Origin of the sequence: Blautia sp. MCC270 (assembly GCF_018785605.1) — a bacterium.
In the GTDB taxonomy this organism is placed as follows: domain Bacteria; phylum Bacillota; class Clostridia; order Lachnospirales; family Lachnospiraceae; genus Blautia_A; species Blautia_A fusiformis.
Genome location: NZ_WQQD01000034.1, coordinates 1 through 20,516, shown reverse-complemented (window position 1 = coordinate 20,516; position 20,516 = coordinate 1). Strand labels below are relative to the sequence as shown.

17 protein-coding genes and 1 other annotated feature are annotated in these 20,516 nt (G+C 43.1%); of the genes, 5 read left to right on the top strand and 12 right to left on the bottom strand.

Features of this window, described 5'->3' with window-relative positions; translation table 11 throughout:
- Positions 1 to 13: 13 nt before the first annotated feature.
- From rpoB to GPK58_RS10075, 6 genes are all read right to left on the bottom strand, one after another.
- The gene (gene rpoB, locus GPK58_RS10100; RefSeq protein WP_021652198.1) at positions 14 to 3,871 is read right to left on the bottom strand and encodes a DNA-directed RNA polymerase subunit beta; all 3,858 of its coding nucleotides are present in this window, start codon (positions 3,869 to 3,871) and stop codon (positions 14 to 16) included.
- A gap of 225 nt (positions 3,872 to 4,096) precedes the next feature.
- Positions 4,097 to 6,733 carry a right-handed parallel beta-helix repeat-containing protein gene (locus tag GPK58_RS10095; protein WP_215638596.1) on the bottom strand — a complete coding sequence of 879 codons (2,637 nt, stop codon included), beginning with the start codon at positions 6,731 to 6,733 and terminating at the stop codon, positions 4,097 to 4,099.
- A 149-nt stretch (positions 6,734 to 6,882) separates the two neighbouring features.
- Positions 6,883 to 7,257: a 50S ribosomal protein L7/L12 gene (gene rplL, locus GPK58_RS10090; RefSeq protein ID WP_015526302.1), complete on the bottom strand. Its 375-nt coding sequence runs from the start codon at positions 7,255 to 7,257 to the stop codon at positions 6,883 to 6,885.
- Between the two features lie 75 nt (positions 7,258 to 7,332).
- Positions 7,333 to 7,842, bottom strand: a complete 510-nt coding sequence (gene rplJ, locus GPK58_RS10085; protein ID WP_021652200.1) for a 50S ribosomal protein L10 — start codon at positions 7,840 to 7,842, stop codon at positions 7,333 to 7,335.
- A 51-nt stretch (positions 7,843 to 7,893) separates the two neighbouring features.
- Positions 7,894 to 8,030: a sequence feature (ribosomal protein L10 leader region), on the bottom strand.
- 51 nt (positions 8,031 to 8,081) lie between these two features.
- A complete protein-coding gene (gene upp / locus GPK58_RS10080) occupies positions 8,082 to 8,711 on the bottom strand; it encodes a uracil phosphoribosyltransferase (protein WP_044961929.1) in 630 nt (209 codons plus the stop codon).
- Positions 8,712 to 8,869: 158 nt separating this feature from the next.
- Positions 8,870 to 9,748, bottom strand: a complete 879-nt coding sequence (locus GPK58_RS10075; RefSeq protein ID WP_215638595.1) for a Cof-type HAD-IIB family hydrolase — start codon at positions 9,746 to 9,748, stop codon at positions 8,870 to 8,872.
- A 331-nt stretch (positions 9,749 to 10,079) separates the two neighbouring features.
- Between GPK58_RS10075 and GPK58_RS10070 the strand changes: the two genes are divergently transcribed.
- The gene (locus GPK58_RS10070; protein ID WP_215638594.1) at positions 10,080 to 11,216 is read left to right on the top strand and encodes an FAD:protein FMN transferase; all 1,137 of its coding nucleotides are present in this window, start codon (positions 10,080 to 10,082) and stop codon (positions 11,214 to 11,216) included.
- 149 nt (positions 11,217 to 11,365) lie between these two features.
- Here the strand turns inward: GPK58_RS10070 and GPK58_RS13440 are convergent, their stop codons facing one another.
- A complete protein-coding gene (locus tag GPK58_RS13440; protein WP_412123123.1) occupies positions 11,366 to 11,515 on the bottom strand; it encodes an MGH1-like glycoside hydrolase domain-containing protein in 150 nt (49 codons plus the stop codon).
- Here GPK58_RS13440 and GPK58_RS13435 point away from each other — a divergent pair.
- Both GPK58_RS13435 and GPK58_RS13365 read left to right on the top strand, forming a co-directional pair.
- A complete protein-coding gene (locus GPK58_RS13435) occupies positions 11,506 to 11,634 on the top strand; it encodes a response regulator (protein ID WP_084449174.1) in 129 nt (42 codons plus the stop codon). The genes GPK58_RS13440 and GPK58_RS13435 overlap by 10 nt on opposite strands.
- A 346-nt stretch (positions 11,635 to 11,980) precedes the next feature.
- Positions 11,981 to 12,184, top strand: a complete 204-nt coding sequence (locus GPK58_RS13365) for a helix-turn-helix domain-containing protein (RefSeq protein WP_255363757.1) — start codon at positions 11,981 to 11,983, stop codon at positions 12,182 to 12,184.
- An 87-nt stretch (positions 12,185 to 12,271) separates the two neighbouring features.
- Here the strand turns inward: GPK58_RS13365 and GPK58_RS10055 are convergent, their stop codons facing one another.
- The 5 genes from GPK58_RS10055 to GPK58_RS10035 form a co-directional block, all read right to left on the bottom strand.
- A complete protein-coding gene (locus GPK58_RS10055; protein WP_129975541.1) occupies positions 12,272 to 12,523 on the bottom strand; it encodes a kinase in 252 nt (83 codons plus the stop codon).
- 108 nt (positions 12,524 to 12,631) lie between these two features.
- Positions 12,632 to 14,800 carry a glycoside hydrolase family 2 protein gene (locus GPK58_RS10050; protein WP_015526308.1) on the bottom strand — a complete coding sequence of 723 codons (2,169 nt, stop codon included), beginning with the start codon at positions 14,798 to 14,800 and terminating at the stop codon, positions 12,632 to 12,634.
- Positions 14,801 to 14,809: 9 nt separating this feature from the next.
- On the bottom strand, positions 14,810 to 15,652 hold the full coding sequence (locus GPK58_RS10045) for a carbohydrate ABC transporter permease (RefSeq protein ID WP_015526309.1): 843 nt from the start codon (positions 15,650 to 15,652) through the stop codon (positions 14,810 to 14,812).
- Positions 15,649 to 16,521 carry a carbohydrate ABC transporter permease gene (locus GPK58_RS10040; protein WP_015526310.1) on the bottom strand — a complete coding sequence of 291 codons (873 nt, stop codon included), beginning with the start codon at positions 16,519 to 16,521 and terminating at the stop codon, positions 15,649 to 15,651. Before GPK58_RS10040 ends, GPK58_RS10045 begins: the two co-directional genes overlap by 4 nt.
- 59 nt (positions 16,522 to 16,580) lie before the next feature.
- Positions 16,581 to 17,888: an ABC transporter substrate-binding protein gene (locus tag GPK58_RS10035; RefSeq protein WP_114001823.1), complete on the bottom strand. Its 1,308-nt coding sequence runs from the start codon at positions 17,886 to 17,888 to the stop codon at positions 16,581 to 16,583.
- 210 nt (positions 17,889 to 18,098) lie between these two features.
- Between GPK58_RS10035 and GPK58_RS10030 the strand changes: the two genes are divergently transcribed.
- Both GPK58_RS10030 and GPK58_RS10025 read left to right on the top strand, forming a co-directional pair.
- On the top strand, positions 18,099 to 19,892 hold the full coding sequence (locus GPK58_RS10030) for a sensor histidine kinase (protein WP_215638593.1): 1,794 nt from the start codon (positions 18,099 to 18,101) through the stop codon (positions 19,890 to 19,892).
- Positions 19,893 to 19,906: 14 nt separating this feature from the next.
- Positions 19,907 to 20,516, top strand: a 610-nt coding sequence (locus tag GPK58_RS10025) for a response regulator (RefSeq protein WP_215638592.1), incomplete at its 3' end; no start/stop codon positions are given.

Genomic DNA, 20,516 nt, shown 5'->3' with positions numbered 1-20,516 from the left:
TCTTTCCCCTTTCTTATTCCTCATCATCAAAGGACTCTTCAAACTCGATCATATCATCTTCGTCTTCCATGTCCTCATCTTCTTCTACATTGACAAGCTCTTCTCCGCTGAACTCCTGCTTGGTGTAGCCGTGTTTACCGAAGGACTCCTCATCTCTGCGTCCTCTGGAATCGCCCTCGATGACATGACGAAGATCAGTATCTCCGTAATCAGAGGTTTCCATAATGTGTACCTCTGATCCGTCCTCGCTGAGCACACGTACATCCAGACCAAGAGACTGAAGCTCTTTAAGAAGTACCTTAAAGGACTCAGGAATACCTGGCTCAGGAATGTTGTCACCTTTGATGATCGCTTCATAGGTCTTAACACGTCCGATCACATCATCAGACTTCACTGTCAGGATCTCCTGCAGTGTGTAGGAAGCACCATATGCCTCCAGTGCCCAAACCTCCATCTCTCCGAAACGCTGTCCACCGAACTGAGCTTTACCACCCAGAGGCTGCTGTGTTACCAGGGAGTATGGACCTGTGGAACGTGCATGGATCTTATCATCTACTAGATGATGCAGCTTCAGGTAGTGCATGTGACCGATCGTTACAGGGCTGTCGAAGTACTCGCCTGTACGTCCGTCACGAAGTCTTACCTTACCGTCTCTGGAGATCGGAACGCCCTTCCAAAGTGCTCTGTGAGCTTTATTCTCATCGAGATACTGCATAACATCCGGTGCAAGGATGTCTTTATATTTCTCACGGAATTCCTCAAAGTCTTCCGTATTAACGTAATCGTTGGCAAGCTCCAGAGTATCCTGGATATCAACCTCGTTTGCGCCATCGAATACAGGTGTTGCAATATTGAAGCCAAGTGCTTTGGCAGCAAGGCTCAAGTGGATCTCCAGGACCTGTCCGATGTTCATTCGGGAAGGTACACCCAGAGGATTCAGCACGATATCAAGAGGACGTCCGTTTGGAAGGAATGGCATATCCTCAACCGGAAGTACACGGGAAACGACACCCTTGTTACCATGACGACCAGCCATCTTATCACCAACGGAGATCTTTCTCTTCTGTGCAATATAAATACGTACTGCCTGATTTACTCCAGGGCTCAGCTCATCGCCGTTCTCTCTTGTAAATACCTTGGCATCTACGATAATACCATACTCACCGTGCGGTACCTTAAGGGAAGTATCACGTACCTCTCTTGCCTTCTCACCGAAGATAGCACGAAGGAGACGCTCCTCAGCAGTAAGCTCAGTCTCTCCCTTAGGAGTAACCTTACCGACAAGGATATCACCGGCACGTACCTCAGCACCGATACGGATGATACCGCGCTCATCCAGATCCTTCAGAGCGTCATCGCCGACACCCGGAACGTCACGTGTGATCTCTTCCGGTCCCAGCTTGGTATCACGGGATTCTGCCTCATATTCCTCAATATGGACAGATGTATAAACATCATTCTGTACCAGTTTCTCACTAAGAAGAACAGCATCCTCGTAGTTATAACCCTCCCAGGTCATAAATCCGATCAGCGGGTTCTTACCAAGTGCAAGCTCACCATTGGATGTAGACGGGCCATCCGCGATAACCTGTCCTGCCTCAACATGCTCACCCTGGAACACGATCGGTCTCTGGTTGTAGCAGTTGCTCTGGTTGCTTCGCATGAATTTAGTCAGATGATAATCATCTTTTGTTCCGTCATCATTCTTGATAGAGATATCTGTAGATGTGGAACGAAGTACTGTACCTGCTTTTCTTGCAACAACGCATACACCGGAGTCAACAGCTGTCTTGGTCTCCATACCTGTACCAACAACCGGAGCCTCTGTTGTAAGAAGCGGAACGGCCTGACGCTGCATGTTGGATCCCATCAGCGCACGGTTCGCATCATCGTTCTGCAGGAACGGAATCAGGGCTGTAGCAACGGAGAATACCATTCGCGGAGATACATCCATGTAATCGAACATGTGCTGCTCGTACTCCTGTGTCTCCTCGCGGTAACGACCGGAAACGTTCTTATGAATGAAGTGTCCCTCTTCATCCAGCGGCTCATTCGCCTGTGCTACATGGTAATTATCTTCCTCATCCGCTGTCATGTATACAACCTCATCGGTTACACGCGGGTTGGAAGGATCTGTTTTGTCGATCTTTCTGTACGGAGCCTCTACGAAGCCGTACTGATTGATCCTTGCATAGGATGCAAGGGAGTTGATAAGACCGATGTTCGGTCCCTCAGGAGTCTCGATCGGGCACATTCTTCCATAGTGGGAATAATGTACGTCTCGAACCTCGAATCCAGCTCTGTCTCGTGACAGACCGCCAGGTCCCAGTGCGGAAAGTCTTCTCTTGTGAGTCAGCTCTCCAAGCGGGTTGTTCTGATCCATGAACTGTGACAGCTGGGATGATCCGAAGAACTCTTTTACTGCTGCAGTTACAGGTTTGATATTGATCAGCGACTGCGGAGAAATACTCTCTGTGTCCTGTGTTGTCATTCTCTCACGTACCACACGCTCAAGTCTGGAAAGACCGATGCGGTACTGATTCTGAAGCAGCTCACCGACAGCACGGATACGACGGTTGCCCAGGTGGTCGATATCATCATCGTTACCAAGGCCATACTCCAGATGCATATTGTAGTTAATGGACGCAAGGATATCTTCCTTGGTGATATGTTTCGGGATCAGGTCGTGGATATCACGTTTGATCGCATCACATCTGTCCTCAAATGTGTCATTTTCTTCCAGAATTTTTTCGAGCACCGGGTAGTATACTAATTCTGTAACACCCAGGGACTTCGGATCCTCAAGCTCCGGCAGATAGTGACGGATATCAACCATAAGGCTGGAAAGGACTTTGATCTCTCTCTCCTCACCCTGGATCCATACGTACGGAACTGCGGAATTCTGTAATGTATCAGCAAGCTCTTTTGTAACAAGTGTCTCAGCCTCAGCAAGGATCTCACCTGTTGTTGTATCTACAACATCCTGGGAAAGCTTGTGGCCTACGATACGTTTATTGAAATGAAGCTTCTTATTAAATTTATAACGTCCGACTTTGGCAAGGTCATATCTTCTCGGATCGAAGAACATTGCCATGATCAGGCTCTCTGCGCTCTCTACTGCAAGCGGCTCGCCCGGACGGATCTTCTTATACAGCTCAAGGAGACCTTCCTGATAGTTTGTGGAGGTATCCTTTGTAAAGCTGGCAAGGATCTTTGGCTCTTCACCAAACAGATCAATGATCTCAGCATTGGTTCCAATGCCCAGTGCACGGATCAGAACAGTGATCGGAACCTTTCTTGTTCTGTCTACACGTACATAAAATACATCATTTGAATCTGTCTCGTACTCCAGCCATGCACCTCTGTTCGGAATTACAGTACTGGAAAACAGTCTCTTACCAAGCTTATCATGAGCGATCGCGTAGTAGATTCCAGGGGAACGTACTAACTGGCTGACAATAACACGCTCAGCACCATTGATAACAAAGGTACCCGTAGCTGTCATCAGCGGTAAATCTCCCATGAAAATCTCGTGTTCGTTGATCTCTTCTGTTTCCTTATTGATCAGCCTTACTCGAACCTTCAAAGGTGCGGCATAAGTCACGTCACGTTCTTTACACTGCTCGATGGAATATTTTGCATCTTTTTCATCGTATGTGAAATCGATGAATTCCAGACTGAGCTTTCCGCCGTAATCTGCGATCGGAGAAATATCATCAAATACTTCTTTTAAACCTTCGTCAAGAAACCACTGGTAGGAATCTTTCTGAACTTCGATCAGGTTTGGCATTTCCAGGACTTCTTTTTGTCTCTGGTAGCTCATACGCATGCTTTTTCCAGTTTTTACAGAACGAATTCTGTTTTTTTCCATTGACGTTTCACCCCTGTTTTTTTATTATTTATTACAACATGATCCCGCCTGACCTTTAGGCAGGCATATCTAGCCATAATATAGCATCCTCCACTTTAACATAAGAAAAAAAGTGTGTCAAGCACTTTTTTTGATTTTTTTACATTTTTCAAAAAAAAGATTCTGTTCCTTCTATACATACGATGTATGGATATCCGGAACAGAATCTTTTTTTATCACACATACTTACTTCACAATAGTATTTACTGTTACTGTATTTCCGTATTTATCTTTTGAGACAAGTTTCAGAGCAGTATTCTTTTTTTGCTTCTTTATTTTAATAACGTACTGTTTCTTTTTGTTTACGGATGATACACCCAGCTTTGTCTGTTTTCCGGAACGCTGCACATATGCAATAACTGTCTGGCTGCCTGATGCAGTTCCGCTTATAGCTGTACTTCTTGATGTAACAGCTCTGCATGAAGGACGGTTGATGCCGGTCCATCCTTTGCAGCTTTTTACATATACCGCCTGAACCTTTCCGTTTTCGCAAAATGTATTCTTTTTCATGACCGGTATTACAGATGCATATGCATAAACACCATTCCCCGTATTTTTCTCCGCACGGTTTCCTGATACTTCGGATACTTTTGATTTCCAGAGCAAAATACCACTTTTTGCATTTGATGTCACACGATTGCTTTTTACCCTGACTCCGCCGGCCACATACTCAATTTTCACGCCATGATTTTTGTTGGATAAACAGGTATTACCAAGAACATTATTGTTCTTTCCTGCATTTACACGTATTCCCGAGCCGACCGCTGATTTAACAGTATTCTTCTGTGCAGTGGATGAAGTATTTACAGATTGCAGATAAATTCCATCTCCGCCTGCTCCGGAAACAGCATTCCGCTCTACAAGATTTTTCTGTTTTGATCCTGCTGCATAGACAGAACCGGAGAGATAAATTCCCGTATTTGCAGTTCCGGACACTGTATTCCTGCTGATAACGCTTCCTCTGGAATCCTGGGCATAAATCCCAAAATTGGAATATGAAGAAGTTTTTTTCATTGTTACCTGATTATCTGTTACGGTATCTGTGTCAGTAAGAGACATGCTGATTCCGTTTCCATATCCGCTGATCTGATTATCTTCTACAGTCACACCTTTCACCGGATATATCTTTTTAGGGAGCACAGCTCCATCTTTTTTCATATTATAGCCTGAAACTTTTATACCACTGCAGATCCATGCAATTCCACCAATGCTGGTAGTTCTGGCAAGACTGATGTAGTTTCCTGCCACACGAAGATTCCTGTTTTTCAGCATGTCCGGCCCATCATCATAGCCTGGCGTCTGGTGTGTATTGCTGCTCACAGAAGAAATGTCCACTCCATTTCCCACATTTACCATGGTATTATTTTCTGCTGTAGAATCTTCATAATTCATAAACCTTATACAGCGTTTTTTTACATTATGGAAAGTATTATTCGTAACTGTGATCCTTTTATATGTTTTTCCGGACATCATACTGTGCGTTCCCAGCCCTGTAAAGACATCTTCGAACACATTTCCATCGATCACAAAATCTTCACAGGTCGTTCCATCATAAGGTCTGTACTGCGGAAAAACATTGCTCTCATCTGTACAGCAGTCGATCTGAATACATTCCTGTCCGCCTTCCACATAATTCTTATAATAGCCACTGAATGTACAGCCTGTGATCTTGGCATTTTTCACTCCGCCAAATTCCAGAAAATGAGATTTCAGATTATTAAGAAATGTAGCATTTTTAATCGTAACATTCGTAGCATGTCCAATGCAAAATCCCACAAATCCGCCTGGTGCATCCTTATTTTCCACACACTGATAATTGTAGTCCCAGGTTCCTCCATCGATCACAATGTTGCGATATCCATCATATCCGCCTTCTGAATCTTTGGTATTTCCAAGACGGAGGATCAGATGTTTGGTGGTAGACGTTTTTGTAATATTAGCGTCTCTTGCATATAAGTACATATTACTGTACATGCAAAGTGTACCTGTCAGTTCATAATTTCCCGGTGGAATTATGATCTTGCAGGGATTTTCATCTGTGGCCTGATCTTTCAGTTCAAGAAACAGTGTGTTCAAGGGTGCTGTGATATCCTGTCCTTCCTCAACTTCCAGAGTCACAGTCTGATAAGTTCCAAGTTCTCCATCTGAAGCATCTCCTGCGGAAAAATCCCCAGCAGCATTGGCATCATCTGTAAAATCAGCCTGTGCCTGACCTGCGCCTTCATCAGCTTTATTATTATCCGGCTCTGCGACGTTTTCTACATTACCGTTTTCCTGCTGAAGCTGAAGTTCTTCGGAACCGTTATCGCCGTTCTCCGTTCCTTCGGAAAAATCTGCCGGCAATTCTCCGCTGATACTGCCATCTGCTGTCTGAATATCCTCACTGCCAGCTTCCGTTGCTGCATTGTCAGAAATATTCTTATTTGTGTCAAAATCTCCATCTGTGCTTCCATCTGAAAATGTGTCTTCAGTTGAATTTTCCGATATTTCCTCATCCCCCGGTGCCTCTGATACATCCACTGCTTCTACAGCACCTGACTCTATTTTTGTCCAGGATGCCTGTGATGCAGGAACCACACTGCCATCGTTATCCAGCACAAGCGGATCCAGATCCTGTTCCGGCATATTTTCCTCTTCTTCAAGCTCCTCCTGCTGCTGCATTGCAGCTTCCTGAGCCCGAAGTTCATCCAGAGGATTTTTCACGTTTACAGTTATATTTTTTACATTTTTTCCGACAGACACTGTCTTGGCTGCCGTCGGAAAAGAAACTCCTGTGATTCCCAACGCAGCAGCAAGGATACAGGCCATTATTTTTCGTTTCATATTCCATCCACCCTTTCCTATCTCCTTTATTATCCTTTCTTTTTCTTCAAAAAGCAAGATTTACCCTGGATTTTTTCACTAAAAAAAGCTGCTGTGCCGCCGGTAAACCGGCAGTCACAACAGCCTTTAAAACTTCTGATCTGATCGGATTATTTAAGTGTAACCTTAGCTCCCTCAGCCTCAAGTTTAGTTTTGATGTCCTCAGCCTCAGCTTTGGATGCGCCCTCTTTAACAACCTTCGGAGCACCATCAACGATAGCTTTAGCCTCTTTAAGTCCAAGACCTGTAACCTCACGAACAACTTTGATAACTTTAACTTTGTTAGCGCCAACCTCTGTAAGCTCTACGTCAAACTCATCTTTCTCCTCAGCTGCCTCGCCTGCTGCACCTGCTGCTGCTACAACAACACCTGCTGCTGCGGAAACGCCGAACTCTTCCTCACAAGCTTTTACAAGGTCATTTAACTCTAATACAGATAATTCTTTGATTGCTGCAATAAATTCTTCTGTTGTTAATTTTGCCATTTTAATTTCCCTCCATTTATAAATTTTAATTAATAATCATGCGGTCGTTATGCCGCCAATTGCACGTTGCTGGGATTACTCAGCAGCTGCTGCGTCAGCTCCGCCGTTCTGCTCTGCGATCTGATTAAGCACACGAGCGAAGTTTGCGATCGGAGACTGCATGCTTCCAAGCAGTTTTCCAAGAAGTTCCTCTCTTGAAGGAATTGTGGACAGTGCCTGAATTCCGGCCTGATCATTGTAGTTACCTTCAACTACACCTGCGATCAGCTCCAGTGCCGGGAACTGTTTTGCATATTTAGCAAGGATTCTTGCCGGAGCAGTTGCGTCTGTCTCGGAGATAGCGATCGCATTTGTGCCATGTAAATGATCACTGAGGCTCTCAAATGCTGTACCCTCGAATGCACGACGCATCATGGTATTTTTGTATACCTTGTACTGAACACCAGCTTCTCTTAACTCTTTACGAAGAATTGTATCCTGCTCAACTGTAAGACCGCTGTAGTTTACAAGTACAACAGACTGTGCGTCTTTAATGCTGTTAGAGATCTCTTCTACGATTGGTTGTTTCAGTTCTACTTTTGCCATGAAATGGTACACCTCCTTATAGATTTTGTATACCGCCGTCGCAATAAGTCAATCTGTTTAAAAAAAGACCTTACTGCTTCGCAATAAGGCCTTGTGTAATCTTAACTCAGAATACTTGGACCTCGGTAGGCGTTTTAATCCTTATGCCTTACGGCACCTACTGTCTTCGGCAGCGTTCTTAGGTACAATACCATAACAGTGCCGGGTGTGTCAAGTATTTTTTTAAGATTTTTTCAAAATTATTTAGTACCAAAAATACGATCTCCGGCATCTCCAAGTCCCGGGCAGATGTAAGCGTTCTCATTGAGCTCTCTGTCAAGGGAACCACAGTAGATCTGTACATCCGGATGTGCCTCATGGAGACGTTTCAGTCCCTCAGGAGCTGCGATGATACACATAAACTTGATATTCTTTCCGCCCTGTTTCTTGACAAAATCAATGGCAGCTTCGGCAGAACCGCCGGTTGCAAGCATCGGATCAACGATCACTGAAATACGCTCGTCAATAGATTCAGGAAGCTTACAGTAATACTCATGGGGCTCATGTGTTACCGGATCACGGTAAAGTCCCACATGTCCGACCTTTGCAGACGGTACCAGTGTGAGAATGCTGTTTACCATTCCAAGTCCTGCACGGAGGACCGGGATCACTGCCAGCTTCTTACCTGAGATCATCGGTGTCTTACAGGTTTCTATCGGTGTCTCGATTTCCACTTCCTCTGTAGGAAGATCACGAAGCGCCTCATATCCCATCAGGATTCCGATTTCCTCCACCAGTTTACGGAACTCGTTTGTTCCTGTATTTTTATCACGGAGCATTGAAATTTTGTGTTTGATCAGCGGGTGATCCATAATATAAACATTTTTCATTTTTTCCATCGTGATTTCCTCTCTTTGTCTGTGTTTTTTGTAAAGCGAAACTTCTCATTCCACTCTGCTTCATACACCGGAACGCAAGTCTTTCGCTTTTCTGTATTCATCTTTCTACATTATAATATATATGGCACTTTTTCAAAAGGGGGGAAAAACTATTTTCCCTGGCGTTCCAAAACCTGATCGATAGCATAGGCCACACCAAACTCATTGTTGCTCTTTGTGATGTATTTTGCTGCCTTTTTGATCTCCGGAACTGCATTTTCCATTGCAACGGTTGCGCCGAAATCCATGGAGATCATGGAATAATCATTAAGGCTGTCACCAAGAACCATCACCTCATCCATGGTATATCCCAGAGACTCGATATATTCTTTCAGCACCGGGCCTTTCTGCGCCTCTACTGCTGTAATCTCCTGATTATATATAAAGGAAGAAGCCACTGCAACGGCTGGATTTTCTTTCAGCTCATCGCTGAGTTTCTCCAGCTGCTCCACATCTGCCGCAAAAATGAAGATCTTATATACCGGCGCACCGCTGCTCTCCAGGGAACGGATATCGGAAATCCCTTTCGTGTTTCCGGCGATCCTGCGGTACTGCGGGGATTTCCGTACAATCTCCTCGCTGGTATCTATGTCCATATTGAAAAGACGGATCTGCTGAATGATCCCGTCTTCAATTTCTTTCTTTGTTCCAATACGGTAATCATAGCGATCCGTAAAAAATGCTACAGATACCGGGTATTTTTTTGCCGTATTGTAGACCTCCTCACACAGCTCAATAGAGATCGGTGTACTCTTTACAACCTCCTGCTGCGGATTCCGTACTTCAGCACCACTGCTCACCACATAATCACAGGTCAGCCCTGTTCCCTTCAGCTCCTCCATGGCACCGGGAAAATTCCGGCCGGTGGCAACCATAAAACGGATTCCCGCATCGCAGGCACGCCTGATCGCTGCAAGGGTTTCCGGTGCGATCCTATGGTCATCACCAAGAAGTGTGCCGTCCATATCACTTGCAATTACTTTTATCATGAAAAATTTCTCCTTTTATCTGTAAAAATTCCGGTCAATCATTCGGATCCATATCATCCATAGCAAATATGTTCTTTTTTCGGAGAAATTATATCTTATATTATTGCAAAATACAATGATTTTTGCGACAGGCATATGCCTTTCTGATTTCAGAAATACATGGTATAATGAGATTTCATAAATCTGTCCGATGTCGGTCAAGCGTATATCCGCAATCCGCGTCGCTGCTTGATCCGGTTAAGTGAATAACCCCATCCACATGTACTACATAGATTTGCATCAAATAAATGCTCTTCAGTTAAGTCAGTCAATCAGAAAACAGGAGAATATTATGTCAACTTATTTTTTTCATTCCAAAAGAAGCCGCTCGCATTCCCGTTTCTTCTATTTAATATTGTGCACAGTCCTTGTCTGTCCAATACTCCTTTTCACAGGCTGCGGAAATATCACGGATGCAGATACATCCACCACCGGAAATGAGCCTATCAGTATCAGCAGTATCAAATTGAATACAGCTGTACAGATCACAATTTACGATTCTCAGGATAAAGCTCTCCTGGATGACTGTCTGGCACTGTGCGATAAATATGAGCTGATCTTCAGCCGGACAAATGAGAAAAGCGAGCTTTATAAATTAAATCACCGCAAAAATACATCGGATAAAGATACCAATACCGACCGGCAGACTACTCCATATCCGGTCAGCGGCACAGCAGACACCTGGCATATATCTGAAGACCTTGCCGCTCTGCTTTCTGAAGGACTCGATATCACCAGGGAATCCGACGGTGCCTTTGACATCGCCATTGCGCCTTTGACCTCTCTCTGGGATTTCACAGCAGAAGACCCGAAGGCTCCGGATGATGCAGATATTCAGAAAGTTCTCCCCCTGTGCAGCTCCGACGGCGTCACCATTGACGGGCAGGATATCACACTTCCCTCTGATGACATCCAGTTCGATGTAGGCGCCATTGCCAAAGGCTATATTGCAGACCGCCTGAAAGATTTTCTGGTAAAAAAAGGCGTAAACAGTGCTATCATCAACCTTGGCGGCAATGTCCTCTGCATCGGCTCAAAGCCCAACGGCACTCCCTTCAAGATCGGCATCCAGAAGCCTTTTGCAGATCGCAACGAAACCGAAGCCGTTATGGATATCACCGGAAAATCTGTTGTATCCTCCGGAATTTATGAGAGGTGCTTTAAGCAGGGCGGTAAATTATATCATCATATCCTGAATCCCCAAACCGGCTATCCTTATGAAAACGGCCTGATTTCTGTGACGATCATCTCCGACCAGTCTGTGGACGGCGATGCCTTAAGCACCACCTGTTTCGCCCTTGGTCTGGAGGACGGACTGAAATTTGCGGAGAAAAAAGGCGTGCAGGCTGTATTTATCACAGAAGATTATGAACTGCATTATACGGACGGATTCCAGGATGAGATCAATGTCACTGATGTGGAATCCTGAACCATGAAATCTTTTTCAGTAACAACCAAAAACCTTACGGATAGACCATATTTGTCACATAAGTCTGCGGATAATCTTTCAGAAGATTTGCCATTGCTGTCTGTGTCTGTGTCGTTGAAAATGGCTAGGATGGACCGTCCCACAGACATTCATAATCTGCCTCCGTACCGTGGATGTCTCTGTTCCGCAGTTGTAGGGCCACAGGGGGAGGCAAAACCTTCCGGATTCACAATCTGCTCCCAAGCTTCTTCATATCCCTTATCCGGAAGTTCAAAACACCATGGGATAAATCCGAGCAAACAGTGATCTTCTGGAAGCAGATAATGCCGAAGATGGCCTGAAGATCATTCTCAAAGAGCATCCTGACATTATTATCACAGATATGAAAATGCCCGTCATGGACGGAATACAGCTCTAAAAAAAGCCGGAAGAACTTCACATCGACAGCAAAATCAGTGTGATCAGCGGATTCAGCGATTTCAAATATACAAGACTTGCGATCCAGGCCGGTGTTATTGATTACATACTGAAGCCTGTTGATCCCCAGAATTTGAACAATGCGCTTTCAGCCACAATTTCTCAGTTGGAAAGTGAAGCAGGCAAAACTGGGACTTCCGATTCTGCTTCATCACCCGAACCCTGCTCTGCGTTCACCAGTAGGGTAATCAGTGATGTTTTTGATTATATCAATGCACATTATCTGGAAAATATCTCCCTGGCCGATATTGCAGAATCTTTTTTCTAAGTAAGGAGCATCTGTCCAGATTGTTTTAAAAAAACGTCAGAATCTTTTTTCCTATACTATGCAGTTAAAGCTCACCGAGGTGAAACGGCTTCTGCAGTCTACGGATATAACTCTCGACGACATTGCCTGGCATCTTGGTTTCAGCAATGGAAATTACTTCAGCAAGGTTTTTAAAAAGAACTGTCAGATGTCTCCCAGTGAATACCTGAACGTACAGCTATAGTTCTTCAGAAAACTTTTCTCCGATAAAAAGTAGCTGTAACTGAGCGTATTCGTTCAGTTACAGCCACTTTATTCAATATTATTATATTCAGTTATTGATCATATCCGGCCAGGAAAGAATCTCTGCAGAAATCTTCTCTTCATAATCTCCGTCAATGTCCTCACTTCTTCCAGCCGCATAAATATTGGTCTCGGCACCCCAACCGTTGTCCTCGTATTCCCATACATGGAATTTCAGTCCACGGAACATGAAATCCAGACTTCCGCAACCATCTTCCTCTGTGTATTCGAATGTGATATTTTTTTTGTTCAGAGCATCCTGTACTTTCTGTAAACGCATATAATATCGCTCCTTCCACACCTAAAATCTTCCTTTATACACAAAGTATAACATGTTGTGATTTTTGACACAAGTCAAGGATGAAAGTGCCTGTGAGCTGCAGATAGCTCAGGCCCAGTAGAGTCTCATTCCAAACTCATGGCTCATACGGTCCGGATGCCCATCAACTCTTGAAAGCAAAGTACAGATATCCTGATAGGTATTCTTTGCCATACATTTACCGCTATTATCAGAAAGAATTAGTGTAAGGTTCCACTTCTTGCCTTTTCCGTATTCTTTCTCAAAGGTTTTTACCATGACACGGCTGTCTGCCGGAACTTCTGCTTTAACACTTCCCTTTTCCACCAGTTCTCCGTTCAATGTTTCTGTAATGATCCATGTAAGTTCACACTCTCCCAGAGCTCCATCTGTATCATTTACAATATACAGACTGTCCAGATAATCTTTGTGCTTTGCAAAAGCACCCACTGGTGCGTTGCTTTCCAGTATAGCCTGAAGACCCTTTTTGGGAATTCCCCACCAGTCATATAATCCGTAGAAGCTCTGAGGACACAGATCGATAAACATAAACTGTATATATCCTGAGCAAGGTTCATATTTCTGGATCCTGTAATGCTCTGTATAATATTTCAGAAGCTTATACTGATATTCCTGGATCTTCGGGATATCATCCACCAGTTTTTCCAGACGATGATATACCGCCGGAACAGTTTTCAGATTTTCACTGCTGCCCGGTGCATCAAATCCGTACTCTGTATTCAGCTTTTCTGTCTGCTCATAAATATCTGCATATTCTCCACCGCATAAAGAACCCAGATAATTATGGCTGTCCCCGCTAAGCAGATCGTCTTCGCAGAAAGAACCCTTGATGATCGGTCTGCCCGGATCCATCTTCTGTACTTCCCTGTACAAAGCAGGTCCCGGATTTTCCTCCATAAATCTCCTTCTCACATTTCCATCCGGATCAATACATCCCGGTTCATTCATAATGATCCAGCAGATCAGAGACGGATGATGCTTCAGAAGTTTCACATTTTCTCTGTAAACATCTGCAAATCTCTGCGCCCATTCATCTGTTGAAGGATGCGTCCAGTTGTACTCCGAATCCTGAAAAACTGCAATTCCCAGCTCGTCACACAGATCATAAAAAACTTCCTGCTCTGTGTGGACATGTACTCGTACCAGATTAAAACCTGCCGCCTTTACATTAAGAAGATCTCTCAGGTACCGTTCCTTTGTCATTGCAGAAATATAACAATCCGGAAAATAAGAGGTTCCTCTTATATACAGTTTCCTGTTATTAAGCCAGAATCTTGTTATTTTTTCATTACGCTCAATCTGAATGTCCCGAAAAGCAAAATTCGTTGTTCTGCTGCTCAGTATGTCTTTTCCCCTGCTTAACGTAAGTTCTGCCTGATACATCCAGGGATAACCATGATCCCATGTGGACCACAGTCTGACATCTTCCACTTTAAGCTCACATTTAAAACCTGTCTCTGCTTTCTCTGCCATTATCTGAACAGTTTTTTCTGCCTTTATAAGACCGGACTCTTTTTCCCGGATCTTTACATTAAAATCATATGTCTCCCCGGATTTCAGACCTCGCGCTTCAGTTTCCACATATACGTCTGCTTTCCTTACATCCGGATCCAGTTCATACTTCAGATCTGTCTGATCTTCCAGAACACCTTCTTCTGTCAGGATCAGTTCCACTTTTCCGTAGATTCCTACAGGATTTACATCTCTCTGGATAAATGTATCAGAATGTTCGTAGGTACCTTTTACCATATTTCTTTTTACCAGGTGGGTTCTGGAATCCTGTGCATCCAGCTCCACCTCATCATCCCATGGAGAACTTACCTTTACAATGAGATAATTTTTCTCTCCAAAAACAAGCTTATCTTTTACATTAAAGGAAAATGGAGCGGAATATCCTTCATGCTCTCCAAGAAATTCTCCGTTAATCCATACTTTTCCATAATAATCAACATTGGTAAATTTAAGGACAGCATCCGTAACTTTCTGATCCGGAACTTCAAACTCTGTTTTGTACCACCAGGGCGCCTGATTGAAATATCTCAGTTCACGCCCGAAATATGGCTGTCTGGCATAGATAAGCTGCAGATGTTTCAGTTCCTCCAGTTCCTCCCATTCAGACACCTGGGAACCTACGGAAGTATCCGCTTCCCTGGCAGCATAAAGCCCGGTCTTTTCCCCTGTATCATGAACATCCTGCAAAATTTTCCATCCTTGTTTCAATTCAATCCTTGTTTCCATTTCAGCCTCCTAACTCTTGACCGCACCTGCAGCCATACCTTCGATTATGTTTTTGTTAAGAATAAAATACACGATCAGTGTAGGCAGGATCGATATTACGATCGCCGCAAATGTACTTCCCCAGTCCACTCTTCCGAACTGCCCCACAAAGTCATTCAGGCCAATTGGCAGAGTTTTCATATCAGAAGATGAGATAAATGTATTGGCATATGTAAATTCGTTCCATACAAAAACAAAATTGTATGTAAGAACTGTCATTGTAGTATTTTTAGCCATAGGTACCACGATCTTGCGGAATGTGGTTCCCATTGTGGCACCGTCAATAACTGCTGCTTCCAGAAGAGAATCCGGCATAAATTTAAAAAATCCGGTGTAAAGATAGATACACATTGGAAGTCCGAACCCGATCTGCGGAAGCACCAGTGCCCAGTATGTATTTCTCAGTCCGATCCTGTTATAAATCTGGAACATGGGTATAAGGCAGGAAAAAATAGGCACCATCATTCCAAACAGGAAAAATGCCATCAGTGCATTGGCATATTTTACCTTTACCTTGCTGATCACAAATGCAACCGGGCATCCCAGGACTACGATGCCAAGAAGTGTGAGAACTGCCACAACCGTACTGTTAAGAAAATATCTTGGAATGGATGAGATCGTCAGTGCGCTGATATAGTTTCCAAGATAAAATCCTGATGGCAGGGCATACTGTGCAGTATATGTCATTTCATCCGGTGTTTTCAGACTGGAGCAGATAACCCAGAAAATAGGGTAGACCTGTATCATGACAAAAATAAGGATCACTACATAGAACACAGCACGAATAGGTATATTTTTTCTTGATTTTATCATTCTGACCCATCTCCTTTCGCCGATCCCAGGCATTTCTGTATAATCCCTACTGCTACCAGACATTCAATGACCAGAAAAACGGACAATGTACTTCCATAGCCAAAGTCAGCCGAATTAAAAGCGGTTTTATACATATAAGTTGCCACCATCTCTGTTGATCTGGATTTATTGTCAAGAATATAGAATACATCAAAGGTTTTCAGACAACCATTTACAAGCATTACAATGACAATGCTGAATATATTTTTCACCAGTGGAAGCTTTATGTAACGATACTGTTGAAAAACATTGCAGCCATCCATTGTAGATGCCTCGATCACATCCTTTGATATGGATACAAATGCGGAATAAAAAATGATCATGTACAGACCACAGTATTTATATCCATCGATCAGGGTTATGGTAATCAGCGCTGTATGGGAATTTGCCAGCAAAGCGATAGGTTCCATTCCCAGTTTTTCCATCACATAGCAAACCAGGCCCTGGGGCTGGACAGAAAGCATTTTGGAAAAAATCTGGCAGATCGCCATAGATGAAATGATACATGGAATAAAATAAATAACCCGCAGAATATTTCCACCTTTGGAAATATGTGTAAGCAAAATTGCCAGGATCAGTCCTGCACATAACTGGAACAAACTTCCCAATACAACAAATTTAAGATTATTTACAACAGCCTCACGAAATGTCTCATCCTGAAACATCCTCACATAATTTTCCAGTCCGATAAACTTCATATCACCGATTCCATTCCAGGAAAAAAGGCTGTAACCCATTGACCACAGAATTGGGATGATAACAGTAAGAATATATACGAACAGTGCAGGAAGAACAAACGGTAAAGGCTGGATTTTATTTCTGGGCTTCATATCCTCTCCCCTTTCATACGCAGATGCAGATAAAATTCCGCATCTGCGTATTCTCTCAGTTATTCTTCAGTGTCAAAATAATCAGATGCATACTGTTCTACAGCTTTGTCCATGTTTTCGCAGAACTCTTCAGGAGTTGATTCTCCCATTCCAAGGCTTGCCAACTCTTTTCTGTAAACCTCGTTTGTAGAAGGATCCAGACGAACATCCCAGCACTGGGCAAAAGTGCCGCAGTTCTCAAGATCACTTAAAATCTGCTGTGTAAGCTCCGGAAGCTTCTCCGAATCACTTGGCATCATGGATGGAAGCATATTGAACTCATACATTGCCGTATCAGCAAAATTATCCCATACATAACTGATGAAATCTTTCATCTCATCACTCATGGAATCCTTGAGAATGGCAGTTCCGATTCCACAATTCGCATAGTAATCATTTTCTCCTGTAGCGGTTCCTTCGCTGTCTACAGGAAGTTTGAACATGGAAATGTCATCTTTAAGATTTCCCTCATCATCTGTAAGATCCGGTGTATCCCATGTTCCGGTGTATAACATTGCCGCACCACTGTTCAGAAACAGATCCATCTGTGCGGTAGTATCTGAACTTGTCCATCCTTCACTGAAATACTGGGCTATATCCTGTGTATACTGGGCTGTTGCGATACCTGTCTCAGAATTAAATTTTTCTTTTCCCATTCTTGCATTGTCAATGAAGTCATTTCCTTCCAGTCTGAAAGCCTTAAATGCAGGATAACGCATGATCATGTCGTAATTTCCTGCGGATATCGGGGTCATTCCCGCATCTTTCAGCTTCTTGCACACATCCAGGAGGTCTTCCAGTGTCTGAGGTGTTTCAGTAATTCCGGCTTTTTCAAACATGTCTTTGTGATACCAGAAATACTCTACATTTCCCTGCCAGGTCATAAGGTAATTGCTTCCGTCACTGAGTTTCGGATAATTCAGTGCAATATCAAAGAACTTGTCTTTGATACCCAGTTCATCATAAAGGTCATCCACACTGTAGATCAGATCCTTTTTGCAAAGTCCTTCAAAAAATGCCTCCGGATCTGCGTCAAACCAGTCCGGCAGTTCATTGCTGGATGCAAGGATCTTGATCTTCTGAAGATATGTTTCTCTGTCTGCAATAGACTCTACATTGAATTCAAAATCCGGGTGATCTTTTTTATAATCTTCTGCAAGCTTCTTCAATGTTTTCAGTGCCGCATCTGTTTCGCCCCTGGCACTGATATAATTGATCACAAGTGGTTCGGAATCCTCTTTTTTATCTGCCCACACATTCATCATGCTGAATGAAGAGAGACACATCATTGTGGCAAGTGTAGCAGCCATCACTTTTTTTAATTTCATTTTCGTCCTCCTTTTGGTACATTTCTATTCATCCGGATTGAATATTTTGTTCCGCTTTCCTTATCAATGAGACCATTATATTAAATCCGTCCGGAAAAGTACATGGAAAATCTTCGCTGTACCTGGAATATTTTCTCCAATCATTTTCCAACACTTGTGAAAATTTTTCCCTTATTATATAATGTAGCCAATAAAACCAGGGGGGATTCCATGATAGAAAATCTGAAAAAAAAGGCATTTCAATTATTTTTAGGAATCAGTCTGAAACGCAGGCTTTTTATTACATATCTGCTGCTCAGTTCTCTGATACTTATGCTTACTTCCGTGTTTTTTTATACTGCCTCCAAAAAAGTACTGATCAAGCGTGCCGCACTTTCCAGCCAGCAACAGCTATCCCTGATCACCAGCAACCTTGGAGAAAAGATCGATCATATATCAAACTATGCCATCACTCTTTCCATCAACAGCAATATCGCCGATGTTTTAAAAGAAAATCCCACAGTTCCCGAAAACACACTGGAACATTTTCTGGTAAATTCCGAACTTACAAACCAGGCCCAGCGTATTATCGGACTTCACAAAAACATCTATGCCTGGGATATCCTGGATACGGAAAACCACTGGTTTCACAGCAGTACCACAGAAACAGATCAGCTTGATTCCATTTTAGGTTCTGAAATCCTTGACAGCCTTCAGACTAATCTGGCCTTTCAGTTTCTCGGGCCCTTCCAGATAAGCGGGGAACCAACCTTTGTAGCCTTAAAAAGTATTACAAACATTGATAACACCAAATATCTGGGCGCCCTGGTCCTTCTGATCAGGGAAACAAATATTTCCTCTGCATTCCGCGATCTTCCGGACAGCTCTTCCAGGGATTTCTATATTACTGATGAAAACGGACAGATACTTTCCTCGTCTTCATCCAGAGGTATTTATAAAGACTTCTCATCCTACACAAAAATCAGTTCAGAGAATTATAAAACCCTGACAGAAACCGACAGGCAGTTTTTTTCCGTAGACGGCACTAACACTCTTTTTATCTGCAAATCCTATCCTGCCCTGAACTGGAATGTTATCAACCTGATTCCTCTGGAAAGCCTGCCTCTGGATCATATGGTGATCCTGCACAATATTCTTCTGATCAGCATTGTAGTGTTCATTTTATCTGTATTTTTTTCCATATTATGTACAGGTACTGTCACCGCACCTATACAGAGACTTGTAGAAAAAATGAAATCTGCGTCTGCCGGAAAGCTGAATATTTCTGCCAGTTACTCTTCAAATGATGAACTTGCAGTTCTCTATAACCAGTTTAACCTTATGATGCAGAAGATCCAGACATTACTTAACGATATCTATGAGGAACAAAATGCCAAACAGAAAATGGAAATACGTCTTTTACAGTCCCAGATCAATCCCCATTTTCTTTATAATACTTTAAACACCATCAAGTCTCTCATAGAACTTGACATGAATGATACCGCAGTAAAAGCAGTGTCTGCCATGTCATCTTTCTACAGAAACTCTCTTTCAAAGGGACAGTTTATCATTCCTCTGCGCCAGGAGCTGCTTCTTACAGAACAGTATCTTTATATCCAGAATCTACGGTATATAGATTTTGTTGATTACGAGATCACCTATGAGCCGTCCTGGGAGGATCATGGGGCAGAGATACCCAAGCTGACCATACAGCCTGTTGTGGAAAATATTTTTGTCCACGGACTTACCAGCCAGCTATGCCATATTCACTTAAATGTTTCTATCAGAAATGGTACCATCTGTATTTCTGTTTCTGATAATGGTTCCGGTATCCCGCCGGAAAAACTTGCCGAACTTAACCGTTCTATCAGAGACTTCAAAACTGCTCGACATTCTTTCGGGCTTCCAAGTATCAACCACAGGATTGCTCTTCTCTACGGTGAAAATTACGGACTCACCATCGAAAGTTCACCTGAAAAGGGAACCACTGTAACCATAGTAATACCTGACAAAAAATCTGATTGAGGGGGAAATATAAATTGAAAACACTTGTAATTATTGACGATGAAATTTTTTTCAGAAAATCTCTGATCAATTTTCTTGAAAAACAAAACATTTATAACATTGCAGGGGAAGCTAATAACGGACAGGCCGGAATCCAGCTTATTGAAAATGTCAAACCCGATATTGCCCTTGTGGATATATCCATGCCGGTTATGAGCGGTCTGGATATGATTGCAGCTCTTGGAACAGACTGTCATACCAGGTTCATCCTTTCCACAGGATACGAAGATTTTGACTATGCCAAAAAAGCCATCTCTCTTCAGGTCCGCGGATACCTCCTGAAGCCATTGGATCACCGGGAGCTTATGGAGACACTCCAGAAAGTAAGTGACGAGATCGATCAGGAAAATTCCAGAAACAGTTATGTGAATAATTATTTTCAGTTCCGCGATCTGTATACACGGCAAATGCAGCTTAATTTCTTCCAGAAGGTGATCAGCGGAACAACCATTTCCCCGGATGATCTGGAAAAAATTCCGATTCATAAAACTTCCGATTATCTTACCATTCTTATGGAGATCCACAATGCCAATCCGGAAATATGGGATGAAAAAGGTGATTTTTCTCTGCTCCACACCATCCTGG